The following is a 16,479-nucleotide window of genomic DNA, read 5'->3' as shown; positions in this document are numbered from 1 at the left end:
CGCCAATGTAGTTTGCAGGAAATGTGAATGCGGCCCCTCGAAAGCGGGGCCGCATTTTTTTTTGGCTTTTTGACCTGGTTGTATGTGCCGCCGCCGGTCGGCACCACGGAGAACGCAATGGTTTCGATACGTCTGCCTGACGGTTCTGTTCGACAGTACGAGCATCCGGTGACCGTCGCCGAAGTGGCCGCGTCGATCGGCCCTGGTCTCGCGAAGGCCGCGCTCGGCGGCAAGATCGACGGCGAGTTGGTGGACACGTCCACGCTGATCGATCGCGACGTGGCGCTCGCCATCGTCACCGAAAAAGACCCTGACGGTCTCGACATCATTCGTCACTCCGCGGCGCACTTGCTCGCCTACGCGGTGAAGGATCTGTACCCGGAAGCGCAAGTCACGATCGGTCCGGTGATCGACAACGGCTTTTACTACGACTTCGCGTACAGCCGTCCCTTCACGCCTGAAGATCTCGAGAAGATCGAAAAGCGCATGCAGGAACTCGCGAAGAAAGACGAGCCGGTCTCGCGCCGCGTGGTGACGCGCGGCGAAGCGGTGGACTATTTCAAGAGCATCGGCGAAAAGTACAAGGCCGAGATCATTGAGTCGATCCCTGTTACCGATGAAATCAGGCTGTACTCGCATGGCGGTTTCACCGACCTGTGCCGCGGCCCGCACGTGCCGTCCACCGGCAAGCTGAAGGTCTTCAAGCTGATGAAGGTGGCCGGCGCCTACTGGCGCGGCGATTCGAAGAACGAACAGCTGCAGCGCATTTACGGTACGGCCTGGACGAAGAAGGAAGACCAGGAAGCGTATCTGCACATGCTCGAAGAGGCGGAGAAGCGCGATCACCGCAAGCTCGGCAAGCAACTCGATCTGTTCCACATGCAGGACGAGTCGCCGGGCATGGTGTTCTGGCATCCGCGCGGCTGGACGCTGTGGCAGCAGGTCGAGCAGTACATGCGCCGCCGCGTGAACGGCGCCGGCTACCTCGAAATCAAGACGCCGATGATCATGGACCGCTCGCTGTGGGAAGCGTCGGGCCACTGGCAGAACTATCGTGAAAACATGTTCACGACGGAATCGGAAAAGCGCGACTACGCGATCAAGCCGATGAACTGTCCGGGTCACGTGCAGGTGTTCAACCACGGTCTGCGCTCGTATCGCGATTTGCCGCTGCGTTACGCGGAATTCGGCTCGTGCCATCGCAATGAATCGTCGGGCGCGCTGCACGGTCTGATGCGCGTGCGCGGCTTCGTGCAGGACGACGCACACATTTTCTGTACCGAAGACCAGTTCATCAGCGAATCGATCGCGTTCAATACGCTGGCGATGAGCGTGTACAAGGACTTCGGCTTCGATCACATCGACATCAAGCTGTCGCTGCGCCCGGATGCGCGCGCCGGCACGGATGAAACGTGGGATCGCGCGGAGCAAGGCCTGCGCGAAGCGCTGACCGCCTGCGGCGTGAGCTGGGAAGAGTTGCAGGGCGAGGGCGCGTTCTACGGCCCGAAGGTCGAATACCACATCAAGGACGCGCTCGGCCGCTCGTGGCAATGCGGCACGTTGCAGCTCGATATGGTGCTGCCGGAGCGTCTGGGTGCTGAATATGTGGCTGAAGACAACAGCCGCCGCCGGCCGATTATGTTGCACCGGGCAATCGTCGGATCAATGGAGCGTTTTCTCGGTATTCTGATCGAGCACCATGCTGGTGCAATGCCATCATGGCTTGCGCCGATGCAGGTTGTGGTGATGAATATCGCGGAAAGTCAGGCTGAATATGCACAGTCTCTAGCTCAATCGTTGCAAAAACAAGGGGTTAGAGTCGAGGCTGATTTGCGCAACGAGAAGATTAGCTATAAAATACGCGAGCACACGCTGGAAAAGGTGCCGTATCTCCTTGTGGTCGGCGACAAAGAGCGTGATGCCCAAACGGTAGCCGTGCGTGCCCGTGGTGGTATCGATCTGGGTGTGATGCCCCTCGATGCCTTCATTGAGCGTCTGCGCCAGGATGTGCAGTCGTTCAATTGAGCCACTTGGCAGCGCGGCTCGTTTTTTTAATTTTTAGAGGAAACGTAACATCGCTACTGATAAGTCTGCGCACCGCATCAACGGTGAAATTACGGCACCAGAGGTGCGTCTGGTCGGAGTCGAGAACGAACCGCTCGGCATCGTGAAACTCGCTGATGCGTTCCGCATGTCGGAACAGCAAGACGTGGATCTGGTCGAAATCGCTCCGCAAGCGGTTCCGCCGGTTTGCCGCTTGATGGACTACGGCAAGTTCAAGTACTCGGAAGCGAAGAAGCAACACGAGGCCAAGCTCAAGCAGAAGGTCGTCCAGGTCAAGGAAGTCAAATTCCGCCCGGGTACCGATGACGGTGACTACAACGTCAAGCTGCGCAACCTCATTCGCTTCCTCGAGGACGGCGACAAGACGAAAATCACGTTGCGTTTCCGTGGCCGCGAAATGGCCCACCAGGAAATCGGTATGCGCATGCTCGAGCGCCTGCGCACGGACCTCGACGAAGTTGGTCAGGTCGAGCAGATGCCGAAAATGGAAGGGCGCCAGATGATCATGGTGCTCGCTCCGAAGAAAAAGAAGTAAGCGGCTGCGCGCCATGCGGCGCGCGCTAGTTGTACAAGATTCAAACGATGCTGCGGCGGGTGTCCGGTGCAGCATCGGCAGGTTTCGGAACGGTGTCCAGGCAAATGGGCGCCGGTTCCTGAAAAGCGGCCGCCAGCAGCATCGGTGGTCTGCATACCAAGTGGAGTGGGTTTCGAAGGGCGGGTTGTGGCTATCTGGCCGACCGCACACCCATATCCATCTAATAATGGAGTTGTCATGCCGAAGATGAAGACCAAGAAGAGTGCTGCAAAGCGCTTCGTGGTGCGTCCGGGCGGTACCGTCAAGCGCGGTCAAGCCTTCAAGCGCCACATTCTTACCAAGAAGACCACCAAGAACAAACGCCATTTGCGCGGTTCGACGGCAGTTCATGATGCAGATATGAACTCCGTGCGCGCAATGCTGCCGTTCGCTTAACCCTTAACCGAAACTCATAGGAGCGAAACATGCCTCGAGTAAAACGTGGGGTTACCGCACGGGCCCGTCACAAGAAGATCATCAAGCTGGCCAAGGGTTACCGCGGCCGTCGCAATAACGTCTATCGCATCGCCAAGCAGGCGGTCATGCGCGCAGGCCAATACGCCTACCGCGATCGCCGCAACAAGAAGCGTGTGTTCCGTGCATTGTGGATCACGCGTATCAACGCGGCGGTGCGTCAGCACGACATGACGTACAGCGTGTTCATCAACGGCCTGAAGAAGGCTTCGATCGAACTCGACCGCAAGGTGCTGGCCGACATGGCTGTGTTCGACAAGGCTGCTTTTGCTGCGATCGTTCAGCAGGTGAAAGCCGCCGTTGCAGCCTGATTGCGCTTTGGGCAATTAAACTGCGTGGTTCGTTGCAGCGAACATCCGGTAGTCTCGGTGACGCTGCAACAAAAACGGGGCTCCTCACCGAGCCCCGTTTTTGTTGTTAGAACCAGTTTTGCTTCGATTGAACACTGACGTTGAAATGATGGGATCAATGGATCTGGACCAGATTGTCGCCGACGCGCAAAAAGCCTTCGCAGAAGCCTCTGACGTCACCACCCTCGAGAACGAGAAAGCCCGCTTTCTCGGCAAATCGGGTGCGCTGACCGAGCTGTTGAAGGGCCTTGGCAAACTCGATCCCGAAACGCGCAAGACCGAAGGCGCACGGATCAACCTCGTCAAGCAACAAGTGGAAGCCGCGTTGACGGCCCGCCGTCAGGCGCTGGCCGACGCGTTGCTGAACCAGCGCCTCGCCGCTGAAGCCATCGACGTCACGCTGCCCGGCCGCGGCACCGGTGCCGGCAGCCTGCACCCGGTAATGCGTACATGGGAGCGCGTCGAACAGATTTTCCGTACGATCGGATTCGACGTGGCCGACGGCCCCGAAATCGAGACCGACTGGTACAACTTCACCTCGCTGAACAGCCCGGAAAACCATCCAGCGCGTTCGATGCAGGACACCTTCTATGTCGACGGCACAGATGCCGACGGCCGCCAGTTGCTGCTGCGCACGCATACCAGCCCGATGCAGGTGCGCTACGCGCGCACCAACACGCCGCCGATCAAGGTGATCGTGCCGGGCCGCACCTATCGTGTGGACAGCGACGCGACCCACTCGCCGATGTTCAATCAGGTTGAAGGCCTGTGGATCGACGAGAACATCAGCTTCGCGGACCTGAAGGGCGTTTATACCGACTTCCTCAAGAAATTCTTCGAGCGCGACGACATTCTCGTGCGCTTCCGTCCGTCGTACTTTCCGTTTACCGAACCGTCGGCCGAGATCGACATGCAGTTCGAATCGGGCAAGAACGCCGGCAAGTGGCTCGAAATTTCGGGTTCCGGCCAGGTTCACCCCACGGTGATCCGCAACATGGGCCTCGACCCCGAGCGCTACATCGGCTTTGCTTTCGGCAGCGGCCTCGAACGGCTCACGATGTTGCGATACGGCGTGCAAGACCTGCGTCTGTTCTTCGAAAACGACCTGCGTTTCCTGCGTCAATTCGCGTGAACTGACGCGTACGAACGCGACAAGCATAGAGCGCGGCACTGCACGCAGTGCCGCCAGCAGCGTCCCCGGCAGTGCCAGGTGAATCACTGGTACCGCAACACGTAAAGCACCGCCGGACGTGGACCTAACCTGATCAGAACGTACACAGAACCATGCAATTCCCGGAATCCTGGCTGAGAACCTTTGTCGATCCGCAACTGACGACCGATGAACTGTCGCACGCGTTGACGATGGCGGGTCTCGAAGTTGAAGACCTGCGGCCGGCCGCGCCGCCGACCTCGAAGATCGTCGTGGGCCAGGTGCTGGAAGTCGTCAAGCACCCGGACGCGGACAAGCTCAACGTGTGTCAGGTCGACGCCGGCACGGGCGCCACGCTGAACATCGTGTGCGGTGCGCCGAATGTCGCGCCGGGCATCAAGGTGCCGGTCGCGCTGGTCGGCGCGCAACTGCCGCCGGCCGAAGAGGGCGGCGCGCCGTTCGCGATCAAGCTCTCGAAGCTGCGCGGCGTGGAAAGCCAGGGGATGCTGTGCTCGGCACGTGAACTGAAGCTTTCCGAAGATCATAGCGGCCTGATGATCCTGCCGGAAGATACGCCGATCGGCCAGGACATCCGCGCAACGCTGAACCTCGACGACACCATCTTCGAAATCAAGCTGACGCCGAACAAGGCGGACTGCCTGTCGGTGTTCGGCGTGGCGCGCGAAACTTCGGCGATTACCGGTGCGCCGTTGCGTCCGCTCGAGATCAAGCCGGTCGAAGTGAAGCTCAACGAAACGTTGCCCGTCAAAATCTCGGCCCCCGATCTGTGCGGCCGTTTTTCGGGCCGCGTGATTCGCGGCGTGAACGCGCGCGCGAAGTCGCCGCAATGGATGGTTCAGCGTCTCGAGCGTTCGGGTCAGCGCAGCATTTCAGCGCTTGTCGATATCTCGAACTATGTGATGCTCGAACTCGGCCGCCCGTCGCACGTGTTCGATCTCGACAAGATCCACGGCGGCATGGACGTGCGTTGGGGCCGCAAAGGCGAAACGCTCAAACTGCTGAACGGCAACACCGTCGAACTCGATGAAACCGTCGGCGTCATTGCCGATGACCAGCACATCGAGAGCCTTGCCGGCATCATGGGCGGCGACAGCACGGCCGTCACGCTCGATACCACCAACATTTATCTCGAAGCCGCGTTCTGGTGGCCAGATAGCATTCGCGGCCGCTCGCGCAAGTACAACTTCTCGACCGATGCCGGCCATCGTTTCGAGCGTGGTGTCGACTATGCGACCACCGTCGAGCATATCGAGCGCATCACGCGGTTGATCCTCGATATCTGTGGAGGCGAAGCCGGCCCGGTCGACGATCAGATCGTCAACGTGCCGCAACGCACGCCGGTGAAAATGCGTGTCGCGCGTGCGAACCGCATTATCGGCATCAAGATCGATGCGGACGAAATCGCGCAAATCTTCACGCGCCTCGGCCTCACGTTCGAACGCGACGGCGATACCTTCTCGGTGATGCCGCCGTCTTACCGCTTCGACATCGAAATCGAAGAAGACCTGATCGAAGAAGTCGCGCGAATCTACGGCTTCGAAAAGATCCCGGCACGTCCGCCGGTCGCGACCAGCGAAATGCGCGCGACCAACGAAACGCAGCGCTCGATCCACGTGATTCGTCACGCGCTCGCCGCGCGCGATTACGCGGAAACAGTCAATTTCAGTTTCGTCGATGCGCAGTGGGAGCAGGACTTCGCGGGCAACGACAAGCCGGTACGTCTGTTGAATCCGATCGCCAGCCAGTATTCGGTGATGCGCACCACACTGTTCGGCAGTCTGCTCGACGTGCTGCGCACGAACCTGAACCGTCGCGCGGCCGATCGCGTGCGCGTATTCGAAGCCGGCCGCGTCTTCCTGCACGATCCGTCGATCAAGGCAGGTGAGTTGATGGTCGAAGGTTTCGCGCAGCCGAAGATGATCGGTGCGCTCGCCTACGGTCCCGCGCTCGAAGAACAGTGGGGCGCGCAAACCCGTACGGTCGACTACTTCGATGTGAAGGGCGATCTGGAGGCGGTGCTCGCACCGGCGGTGGCGCGTTTCGCGAAAGCGGCGCATCCGGCACTGCATCCGGGCCGCAGCGCACGGATTGAACTGGATGGTCGAGCAGTCGGCTGGATTGGCGAATTGCATCCGCGCTGGATGCAGAAATATGATTTGCCGCATGCGCCGATTCTTTTTGAAATCGAAGCGGAAGCATTAATGCAGCGCGTATTGCCGACTCCGGCGGAAGTGTCCAAATTCCCGCCGGTGCGTCGCGATATTGCGGTGGTCGTCGATCAGAAAATCGAGGTTCAGGCACTGCTGGACGAGCTGCAAAAGGCCCAGTCCGAAGAGGCCTGCAAGACTGTTCAGAGGGTTGCGCTTTTTGATGAATTCCGTCCAAAATCAAACACTTCCGGTGGTCTGGCTGTTCACGAGAAAAGCCTTGCGTTCCGTGTGACCTTGCAAGATACTGGCGGAACCCTTCAGGATGAAACGGTCGATCTGGCTATTCAAACTCTGGTGGAACGTCTGGCTCGAGTATATGGCGCACGGTTGCGTGGATAACCCGCATTTAACATTTGCACGGCAATTTTTCGCAACCTCCGTTTCTGCTTGGCGCGCCATTTGATAGATATGAATGAAATGAACTCGAGTGATTTCGAAGCCCTTCTTACGGCGCAACGCAGCGCCATGATTCGCGATATTCCGACATCACCCGCCGCCGTTTCCACCGAAACGCCGACGCTCACCAAAGCTGAACTTGCCGAGTTGCTGTTCGACAATGTCGGGCTCAACAAGCGGGAAGCCAAAGACATGGTCGAAGCGTTCTTCGAGGTGATCCGCGATGCGCTGGAGAGTGGCGATAGCGTGAAGCTGTCGGGGTTCGGCAACTTCCAGTTGCGCGACAAACCCCAGCGTCCCGGTAGAAATCCGAAGACCGGCGAAGCGATTCCAATCGCTGCGCGCCGCGTTGTGACGTTCCATGCAAGTCAAAAGCTGAAGGCACTGGTCGAGAACGGCGCTGAAGCGAGCTTCGCGCGCTGATCGACTGGCGCGTTCCTGCGCAACCCACCACGACGGCTAACTGACGATGACAGCGACGATCGAAAAAGTCGTCTTGCCTCCGATTCCGGCGAAGCGCTACTTCACGATTGGTGAGGTCAGCGAACTGTGCGGCGTGAAGCCGCATGTGCTGCGCTATTGGGAACAGGAGTTCACGCAGTTGAGGCCGGTCAAGCGGCGCGGCAATCGCCGGTACTACCAGCACCATGAGGTGCTGTTGATCCGGCGGATTCGTGAGTTGTTGTATGAACAGGGCTTCACGATCAACGGTGCGCGCAATCGGCTTGATTCACCTGGCGGCGGTGCGCACGGCGCGCCGGCCGATGTGGTCGAAGAGGGCGAAGGCGTGGCGGCGCCGGCTGCGTCGACGGCCGTTGTCGATGTCGACCAGTTACGTAAAGAGTTGCTGCATGTGATCGATTTGTTGAGCCACTAAGTTCGCTTTGTTGGTGTGTGGCGGTTCTAATCGAATGAAGTGTCTGTTATAATTTTGTGCTGTTCGGGGCGTAGCGCAGCCTGGTAGCGTACCTGCATGGGGTGCAGGTGGTCGGAGGTTCAAATCCTCTCGCCCCGACCAACGGAAATCAAGGCCTTATGGATGTATGTCCATAAGGCCTTTTGCTATTTCACGCACCTTGGATGGAAATCCTCGCCCCGAGCGTGTTTTCCTCTGCAATGCGCGCCCATCATACGGTCGTCGCCATCACCTGATCTTTGCTGATGACCAGGCCTTGGGCCCGCGGCCAGCACCAGCAAGATGTCGAATGCAACATCTCCAGGAGCCAACGACGTCACCGCCACATTTCAACTCGCGGCGAGCGCACGAGACTTCGCTCCGTGAAGACAAGCCCGTGCCGCGCTGCCAATAGCGCCTGGAAGGCGCACTAGCTCCAGCATGATCAGGGTTCGACGATTTCACCCCAAAGCAATCCACAAAAGCTTCTTTGCGCTCCCCGATTCAGATCGCTAGATTATTTAGCGGAGCAACGAGTCAACGGAGTCGCATCATGGCGAACGCAGCGGCGCTTATCTGGGACGGCCTTCGACATCCGGCGCGTACCGTGCAGAAGCGTTGGAAAACACGCGAGTCCACTTCCACCACACACGACCTCCCGCATGAAGCGGCGGCGGCCACGATACACGGCCGTCATTCGCCTGAGCAATTGGAACGCATCGCCGCTTACGCTCGCAGCGGTTATTTTCATATGGATTACACCGCAGGCATGTTCGTCGTGCCGCTCGACATCCCGCCTGAATGACAGCCTGGCGCGCCGTGTCTGGTCGAACGCGCGGTACGCCGGAGTGACGGCCCAAGCCCGGGCGACCAAACCGATGCTTCTTTAGAAATGACAATTAATTGGTTCGGGTTCGGCCACGTCTCTTTCATAGTGTCTCCTGATGGCCATAGGCGCCTGCCTGCGCGGAGCGGCACGATCTGAAACCGCCGCGAATCACAGCCAACACCGGAACATACCGTCATGACGAAGCAGATTCTGCTGAACGCGTTCAACATGAATTGCGTGGGCCATATCAATCACGGTTTGTGGACGCATCCACGCGATCAGTCGGTGGACTACAAGAAGCTGTCGTACTGGACCGATCTCGCGAAGCTGCTCGAGCGCGGCTTGTTCGATGGCCTGTTCATCGCGGATATCGTCGGCGTGTACGACGTATATCAGCAATCGGTCGAGCTGCCGCTAAAGGAGTCGATCCAGTTGCCGGTCAACGATCCCTTGCTGACCGTGCCGGCGATGGCCGCTGTCACGCAGCATCTCGGCTTCGGCGTGACCGTCAATCTGACCCATGAATTACCTTATCTGCTCGCGCGCCGCTTTTCCACGCTCGATCATCTGACCGGCGGCCGGGTCGGCTGGAACGTCGTCACCGGTTACCTCGAAAGCGCGGCCCGGGCGATGGGACTCGGTCAACAGATCGCGCATGACGAGCGCTACGATCGCGCCGACGAATTCCTCGAAGTCGCCTATAAGTTGTGGGAGGGCAGTTGGCAAGAGGGCGCAGTGCGAGCTGACCGCGAGGCCCGCATCTATGCGGATCCCACCAAGGTGCATCGGATCGAACATCGCGGGCAGTACTACAACGTCGACGGTTATCACCTGTCCGAGCCGTCGCCGCAACGCACGCCAGTCATTTTTCAGGCGGGCTCGTCGGGGCGCGGTCAGCAGTTCGCGGCGCGTCATGCGGAGTGCGTATTCGTTTCGCAGCAGAAGCCGGCCGCGCTGAAGCAACTGGTGGCCGACGTGCGCGCGGCAGTGCGCAACGAAGGACGCAATCCAGAGGACATCAAGTTCTTCATGGGTTTGTCCGTCATCGTGGCGCCGACCGAAAAGGAAGCGCGCGAGAAGTACGCCGAATACATGCGCTACGCGAGCCCGGAAGCAGGCCTCGCGCACTATGCCAGTTCGAGCGGCATCGATTTTTCTCGCTACGCGCCGGACGAGCCGATTCGCTACGCAAAAAACAACGCAATCGAATCGGTGATGAAGAACCTCACCGGCGCGAGCAAGGAGCGCACTGTCGCTCAGATTCTGCGCGAAGAACTGCAATTAGGCGGCCGCTATCCGGCGATTGTCGGCACTCCTTCGCAGGTCGCCGATGAGCTGATTGGGTGGATCGAGCAAACCGATATCGATGGTTTTAACCTGGCGCGGACCGTCACGCCGGAATGCTACAGCGACTTCATCGATCTGGTGATCCCCGAGTTGCAGGAACGCGGTGCGTACAAGACCGCATATGCCGAAGGGACGTTGCGCGAAAAACTGTTCGGCAGTGGGCGAGCGCATCTGCCGGACGAGCATATTGGTGCAGCTTTGAGATGGGGCTTGCCGGCTTGATTGCGGCAGGTTGGGCACGTGCGGCGTGAGACAGGAGCCCAGCCCCGCTTTTCTCAGTATGTGGTGCTCAGTGTCCGGCCGGCGCCGGACCATCGAAGCGCGTCGCGATGCCGCTGCGTTTGTCCAGCACGTCGCTCCAGGTCGTGATAGCGAGCGACGCCAGCACCACCAGCGCGCCGATCCACGCGGTGTGCATCATGCCCAGGTGCGTCACGATCAGACCGCCTACCCACGCAGCTGCGGCAATGCCGAGGTTGAACGCCGCGATGTTCAGGCCCGACGCCACGTCGACAGCTTGCGGCGTGAAGCGCTCGGCCTGCTTGACGACATCAACCTGCAAGCCCGGCACGTTGCCGAATGCGACCGCGCCCCACAGCAGCACCGTCAGCAGCGCCAGCTACTTGACGTGCGCGGTGAACGTTAGCGCGAACAGCACGACGGCGAGTAGTGCCAAGATGATCTGCAATGCCGGAATTGGCCCCTTGCGGTCGGCGAGCCGGCCGCCCCACAGATTGCCTACCGCCACCGACACGCCGTAGACCAGCATCACCCAGCCCACTGCACCCGCGCTGAAACCTGGGACCTGTTGCAGGATCGGTGCGAGGAAGATGAACGGGATGAACGAGCCGCCGTAGCCGATCGCGGCCTTCGCGCACACCATCAGCAGCCGCGGCTGCGCAAGCACCTTCGCCTGCTCCGCGAGCGAAGCGGGCGGGGTGTGGCGGATGTTGCCCGGCACGAATATCAGGCTGCCGACGAACGCGATCACGCCCAGTGCCGACACGGCGAGGAAGGTCTCGCGCCAACCGAAATGTTGACCGATGAAGGTGCCGAGCGGCACGCCGGTGACGAGCGCGACGGTCAGGCCGGTGAACATGATCGCGATCGCGCTGGCCGCCTTTTCCTTGGCCACGAGGCTGGTGGCGATGGTCGAGCCGATCGAGAAGAACACGCCGTGCGCAAGGCCCGTGAGCACGCGCGCGACGATCAGCGATTCATAGCTGGGCGCTTTCCACGCCAGCAGATTGCCGAGCGTGAACGGCGCCATCAGGGCGAGCAGCAGGGTCTTGCGCGGCAGCCGTCCGGTGAACGCGGTGAGCACTGGCGCGCCGACCGCGACGCCCAGCGCGTACGGACTGACCAGCAGGCCGGCCGAAGGAAGGTCGATGCCGAGATTGGCCGCGACGGTGGGAATGAGGCCGACGATCACGAACTCCGTCGTACCGATGGCGAAGGCGCTGAGGGTCAGCGCAAAAAGGGCGATGGGCATGGGAACACTCCGGTTTGAGTCTGGAACGGAGTGTGGGGGCATTATATTTGCATAAAATCCCCCGTTTTGGCATGCCATTTTTGATTTAAAATCAATAATGATGCGTGGTGGGCGTCTGACTACTACGGAGCCTTTACGATCGTCGCGGCGTGAGAGCTCATCGCGGAGCCGATGTTCGGCTTGTCCGCGCGAGTGAGCTTGTTTGCTCATGTGAAAATGGCCGGATTGCCGCACGCGCCCGCGACGATGCCCGCCACTTGCCGAGATCGACCGCTCACTTCCAGATATAAATTGTTAAATCGGCAATTCTTATATATCGAAGGACGAGCCGTATGAATACGGCTTCCTACATGACGTTACTACGAGTCTGAATGACGCTAATCTGTCATACAGATAGAGATTTCATCTGATATTTTGTAGAATCGCCGCGTTAATCAGACGGTGCATGAGTCAAGGGGCGATATGAATGCACAGGACATAATCGGGCTGACTACTGGCGGGGTGATGCAAAGCGACCGTCTGCTCAAGCTGGACACTCCGCTGGGCACGAATGTTCTGCTGCCGCAACGGGTAATCGGCCATTCACGGTTGGGTCGTCATTACGAATTCGTAATTGACGCGCTTTCAACAAGTGGCGACCTTGAACTTAAGAAGCTGGTCGCGCAGCCAGTTACTTTATGGATGCAGCAAGCCGATAAATCTTATCTGCCGCATCACGGTTATGTGCACACTGCCCGGCGTCTCGGTTCCGATAGCGGCCTGACTGCTTACCAGATTGGCTTTGCGTCGTGGATGCATTTTCTGCATTTTCGCAAGGACGCCCGCATCTGGCAGGATAAACCGGTCGACGACATCATTGCCGACGTTTTCAATCAGCATCCGCAGGCGCAAGGCGCGTTTCGCTTTGAGCTGCAAAAGCCGCTGCCTCCGCGCTCGTTTTGTGTGCAATACGAAGATGACTGGAACTTCTGTCATCGGCTGATGGAAAGCGAAGGCCTGTTCGGCTGGTTCGAGCAAGCGCGGGATGGCAAGTCGCATACGCTGGTCATTACCGATAACCTGTCGTCCCTGACAGCCCTTACCCCGCAGACGGTCCAGTTCTATCGCGCCGGCACTGGTAGCGAAACCAGCGCTCTGGTGCAATGGAGTGGCACGCGCACGCTGCAAAGCACCAGCCTCACCACTCGCACCTTCGATTACAAGGCGCCCGGTTCGCCGGTTAATCCAAAGGGCACGAATGTGCCTACGCGTACCGGTCAGGGCGAACTGCCGCTGCAGGCCGAGGTGTACGAGTACACCGGGTCTTATACGTACGGCAAGCAGCAGCGCGGCGACAGGCTCTCGGAAATTCGCATGGAGGAATGGGAGTCGCGCGCGAAGCGTTTTCACGGCGCCGGTGCGGTGAGGAGCGCCGATGCAGGTCGCTGGTTCGAATTGGACGATCATCCCGAGCATGATCGGGACAGTACGCGGGACCGGCAGTTCGCACTCGTCGAGGCGACCTGGTTCATTGAGAACAACCTGCCGGCTAACTCGCAGGTGCAGTCTTTTCCGCATGGCCTGCAAGACCGGCTCGCGTCGATAAAGGCCGCGCATGAAGGCGCCGTCGACGCACTCGCGGTACCGCACCACGACGGCAGCGCGGGATTTTTTCTGGTCGAGATCGAGGCACAGCGAAAAGCGGTTCCATACCGCAGCCCGTTCGAACATGGCAAGCCGACAGTGCAACTTCAATCCGCGATAGTCGCCGGTCCGCAAAACGAAGAGGTCCACACCGACACGCTCAATCGGATCAAAGTGCGTTTTCACTGGGACCGGCTTAACGACGGTGATGAGAGGGCATCATGCTGGGTCCGTGTCGCAATGTCTGACACGGGCGATGGCTATGGTGGCGTGCACGTCCCGAGAGTCGGCGAGGAGGTGCTGGTCGACTGGGTCGATGGTGATTGTGATCGTCCGTTGGTAACCGGGCGTGTGTACAACGGAGCGAAGGCACCCGAATGGCATTCGAACGGGATTCTGTCCGGCTATAAATCGAAGGAATATCAGGGCGCCGGCTACAACCAGATGGTGATGGACGACGCGACCGGGCAGAACCGCGTGCAGCTATACAGCACCAGTACCGATGCGCAACTGCATCTGGGGTATCTGATCGCTCAGAACGGCAACTCGCGCGGTGCGTATCTGGGCGTTGGCTTCGATCTGAAGTCGGACGCGTACGGGGCTTTGAGGGCGGCTCAGGGCTTATACGTTTCCACTTTCGCCAGGTCGGCCACGAGTCAGCAACTGGACGTCAGCGAAGCGCACACGCAACTGGTGAATTCGGAAAGTGTGGTCGAGGCGCTGTCGCAGGCGAGCGAGACACATCAGGCGGAAAGCCTGAAAGACGCGCGTGACGCCCTCAGATCTTTCGCGGACGCTACGCAGGATAGCGTCGCGGGCGCAACGGCCAGTGGCGGCAACACGGCGGGCGGTGGTACAGGCAATGTCAATGCGTTCAAGGAGCCGGTCGTGCTGCTCGGCAGTCCAGCCGGCATTGCCTTATCGACGCAGCGATCCGTGCATGTGGCCAGCGCCGAACAGGTGAACCTGGTGAGCGGGCAAAGCGTGCATACGGCGACAGGCAAGTCGTTGCTTGCGAGTGTGAGCGAAAAGATCAGCTTGTTCGTACAGAACGCCGGCATGAAGCTCTTCGCAGCCAAGGGCAAGGTCGAAGTGCAAGCGCAGTCGGACAACCTCGAGATTACAGCCCAGAAGACACTCAAGGTTCTGTCGGCCACCGAGAAGATCACGGCTGTTGCCGATCGGGGAATTCTGCTGACGAGCGGCGGCGCTTACATCAGGATCGCGGAAGGCAGCATAGAGATCCATGCGCCGGGCCGCATCGATATCAAAGGGGCCCAGCACGCCTTCGCCGGACCGCAATCGATCGGTGCCGGTTTGCCGACAATGCCGCAACTACCGCTCAGGCCATCCGATCTGGAATTCCGGCACGTCTACCCGGACGGCACGCCGATTGGCGGTGCGAAGTATGTCGCCAATCTGTCGGACGGCAGTGCAAAGCAAGGCTACCTGGACGGCGAGGGGTTTGCCCGTATCGGTGGCGTTCCATTAGGCACGTCGGCCACGATTAAATATGACCCGGACCCGAACCCGCCTCGCGGGGCAATCAGGATGGAGGTGGACGACGATCTGAAGAAGATCTTCGCGCGTGGTAAGGCCGCTCAACTGAACAAAGAGGGGGGCGAAGCGTGACAGATCTACTCGACAAGATTTGGGACAGCGTCGTCGGTGGCATGGTTTGGCTTAAGCAATTAATCGTCGGCGAGTTTTCCGAAGACCGTCCGATGAGCGTCGTCATAGCCGATATGCTGATCAGTTTCATTCCAGGTGTGGTCATTGTCACCAGTGCGCGGGATCTCGCTGCGGTCAGCCTGAGACTGGGCAAGCGCTACAGTGGCAGCATGGACTCGAAGGAAGTGGTCGCGCATCCCGAATGGACGGAATGGGTGTTGATAATCGCCTGCGCAATTCCGCTGATTATGCCGGTGCTAGCAGCGGCGGTCGGAGCGGCGGCGGCGGGGGTCGGAGCGATTGTCGGCGGCCTGGTCGGAGACGAGTTGGGCGCATTCCTGCGAGCGCTCTGTCTGCTGCTCATTCGTGACGCTGAGGTCATGCTGCACGCGGTGGTCGAGTTTCTCGGCAAATTTACCAAGGGAAATGTCGTCAAGATCCTGAGCGAGGTGCGGTTTGCGGTGTATGAAAGTGAGTTGGTCAAGTACGTCGGAACGTTTCTGGATGGACTGATCGACATCCTGAAAGAACTGCGGGCGGCTGCGGAGCGCTTTACGTGGTTCGACAGCGCCAAACGGTTGATTTCTCGCCTGGAAGAAATGGAGCGCTGGTTCTATGCTGTCCAGCACAATGCGGCGGCCGGCGTGCCTAAGGCATTGGGCGAACTGCAGAGGCTGTTGGACAATGCGCTCAAACAGGACCTCCAATACGCCACTCACACGGCATCGGCCGGGGTGAGGGCCGACAAGCCCGCTGTGACTGCTGCAGCTGATCAACCAAGGATTACGTCGGGGATTGGCGAGAAACCGCGTCCGATGGAAAGCAGGGGTGCGGATGGCGCAGCAGCAAACGGTGGCGGAAGTGGTGAGTTGCCCAAGCCTCCGGCAGACCCGGAAAAGGGACCAAACGTTCATGAACCTGGACTCAAGGCGAGAATTGGCGAGCGTCGCATTAGTCAGGAGCGTTATAAAAAGCTGCGAAGCAAAACGCCATCGGCGAAGATCCGGGATATGGTCAACGAGGGCAAGACTGCCCCGTATCCGGACCCCGCTCTGCCGGGTAAGATGGTTACGGGGCCACTGCAGGCAGATCACATAGTGTCGATGGACAAGATCACCAGAATGGACGGCTTCGACAAGCTGACCGACGCGCAACAACTTTCCGTATTGAACAACCCGGATAACTTCATTGGGCTAAGCCCGGCTGCGAACGCATCAAAAGGGGCAAAGAGTTTCGAGGACTGGCTTGAACACCAGGCGTCGAATACTTCGGTCGATCCAGGCTTCAGGCAGCAGATGATGGGCGTGGAGCAAAGTCTGGAAGGCAAGCTTCAGCAGCAGATAGATGAGTTCGTCAAGCTCAACAATTAAGTGAGAGGGTCAA

12 protein-coding genes, 1 tRNA gene and 1 pseudogene are annotated in these 16,479 nt (G+C 59.4%); 13 read left to right on the top strand and 1 reads right to left on the bottom strand.

All coding sequences use genetic code 11. The annotated features are described in order from the left end of the window. Positions 1–117: 117 nt before the first annotated feature. The 11 genes from thrS (at position 118) to AC3WOG_RS14695 (ending at position 10,532) form a co-directional block, all read left to right on the top strand. Positions 118–2,025, top strand: coding sequence for a threonine--tRNA ligase (gene thrS / locus AC3WOG_RS14745; RefSeq protein WP_492578683.1), 1,908 nt, complete (start codon positions 118–120; stop codon positions 2,023–2,025). Between the two features lie 49 nt (positions 2,026–2,074). Further along, positions 2,075–2,599, top strand: a complete 525-nt coding sequence (gene infC, locus AC3WOG_RS14740) for a translation initiation factor IF-3 (RefSeq protein ID WP_084585254.1) — start codon at positions 2,075–2,077, stop codon at positions 2,597–2,599. A gap of 237 nt (positions 2,600–2,836) precedes the next feature. Further along, positions 2,837–3,034: a 50S ribosomal protein L35 gene (rpmI, locus tag AC3WOG_RS14735; protein ID WP_012433738.1), complete on the top strand. Its 198-nt coding sequence runs from the start codon at positions 2,837–2,839 to the stop codon at positions 3,032–3,034. A gap of 29 nt (positions 3,035–3,063) precedes the next feature. Then, a complete protein-coding gene (gene rplT, locus AC3WOG_RS14730) occupies positions 3,064–3,423 on the top strand; it encodes a 50S ribosomal protein L20 (RefSeq protein ID WP_006052502.1) in 360 nt (119 codons plus the stop codon). 157 nt (positions 3,424–3,580) lie between these two features. Continuing rightward, on the top strand, positions 3,581–4,594 hold the full coding sequence (gene pheS, locus AC3WOG_RS14725) for a phenylalanine--tRNA ligase subunit alpha (RefSeq protein WP_492578682.1): 1,014 nt from the start codon (positions 3,581–3,583) through the stop codon (positions 4,592–4,594). 152 nt (positions 4,595–4,746) lie between these two features. Beyond that, a complete protein-coding gene (gene pheT, locus AC3WOG_RS14720; RefSeq protein WP_492578681.1) occupies positions 4,747–7,182 on the top strand; it encodes a phenylalanine--tRNA ligase subunit beta in 2,436 nt (811 codons plus the stop codon). Positions 7,183–7,251: 69 nt separating this feature from the next. Continuing rightward, on the top strand, positions 7,252–7,662 hold the full coding sequence (locus tag AC3WOG_RS14715; protein WP_054040433.1) for an integration host factor subunit alpha: 411 nt from the start codon (positions 7,252–7,254) through the stop codon (positions 7,660–7,662). 46 nt (positions 7,663–7,708) lie between these two features. Continuing rightward, positions 7,709–8,116: a MerR family transcriptional regulator gene (locus AC3WOG_RS14710; protein WP_341314886.1), complete on the top strand. Its 408-nt coding sequence runs from the start codon at positions 7,709–7,711 to the stop codon at positions 8,114–8,116. 64 nt (positions 8,117–8,180) lie between these two features. Next, a tRNA-Pro gene (locus AC3WOG_RS14705) sits at positions 8,181–8,257 on the top strand. A gap of 430 nt (positions 8,258–8,687) precedes the next feature. Beyond that, a complete protein-coding gene (locus AC3WOG_RS14700; RefSeq protein ID WP_492578680.1) occupies positions 8,688–8,939 on the top strand; it encodes a hypothetical protein in 252 nt (83 codons plus the stop codon). Positions 8,940–9,158: 219 nt separating this feature from the next. After that, positions 9,159–10,532, top strand: coding sequence for an LLM class flavin-dependent oxidoreductase (locus tag AC3WOG_RS14695; RefSeq protein ID WP_492578679.1), 1,374 nt, complete (start codon positions 9,159–9,161; stop codon positions 10,530–10,532). 67 nt (positions 10,533–10,599) lie between these two features. On the opposite strand, the pseudogene AC3WOG_RS14690 reads toward AC3WOG_RS14695, so the two are convergent. Then, positions 10,600–11,802: pseudogene (locus AC3WOG_RS14690) on the bottom strand (MFS transporter). 462 nt (positions 11,803–12,264) lie between these two features. On the opposite strand from AC3WOG_RS14690, the gene AC3WOG_RS14685 reads away from it, so the two are divergent. Both AC3WOG_RS14685 and AC3WOG_RS14680 read left to right on the top strand, forming a co-directional pair. Continuing rightward, positions 12,265–15,057 (top strand): type VI secretion system Vgr family protein, encoded by a 2,793-nt coding sequence (locus AC3WOG_RS14685; RefSeq protein WP_492578678.1) that lies wholly within the window; start codon positions 12,265–12,267, stop codon positions 15,055–15,057. Continuing rightward, entirely contained in the window at positions 15,054–16,466 is a 1,413-nt protein-coding gene (locus tag AC3WOG_RS14680) for a hypothetical protein (RefSeq protein ID WP_492578677.1), read from the top strand. The genes AC3WOG_RS14685 and AC3WOG_RS14680 overlap by 4 nt, the downstream gene beginning before the upstream one ends. The last annotated feature ends 13 nt before the right edge of the window (positions 16,467–16,479 follow it).

The organism is Paraburkholderia sp. FW306-02-B, from assembly GCF_058782725.1.
The sequence above is the reverse complement of the archived record's forward strand: the minus strand, read 5'-3'. Positions and strand labels throughout refer to the sequence as shown.